Here is a 321-nt window from a genome sequence, read left to right as displayed (position 1 = left end):
GAAAGTCGGTCAGATTATGGAAATCCTGCGTCAGCGTGGCGTTCGCCTTATCGCCATCAATGACGGCGTGGACAGTGCCAGAGGGGACGATGATTTTACCCCTTTCCGCAACATTATGAACGAGTATTACGCCAGAGACACCAGCCGTAAAATCCGTTCCACTTTCCAGTCCAAAGGCAAGTCCGGCAAGCACCTCACAGGCACGGTCATTTACGGCTATCTCTGGAACGAAGCCAGAGACCAATGGTTGGTTGACCCCGAAGCCGCTGATGTGGTCAAGCGCATCTTTGCCATGACGATTGACGGCTACGGTCCGTATCA

1 pseudogene is annotated in these 321 nt (G+C 53.3%); it reads left to right on the top strand.

Going from position 1 to position 321, the window contains the following annotated elements:
- A pseudogene (locus OCV68_RS14655) lies at positions 1-321 on the top strand (recombinase); the annotation flags it as partial.

It is taken from the genome of Huintestinicola butyrica, assembly GCF_025567215.1.
Classification (GTDB): domain Bacteria; phylum Bacillota; class Clostridia; order Oscillospirales; family Ruminococcaceae; genus Huintestinicola; species Huintestinicola butyrica.
The sequence above is the reverse complement of the archived record's forward strand: the minus strand, read 5'-3'. Positions and strand labels throughout refer to the sequence as shown.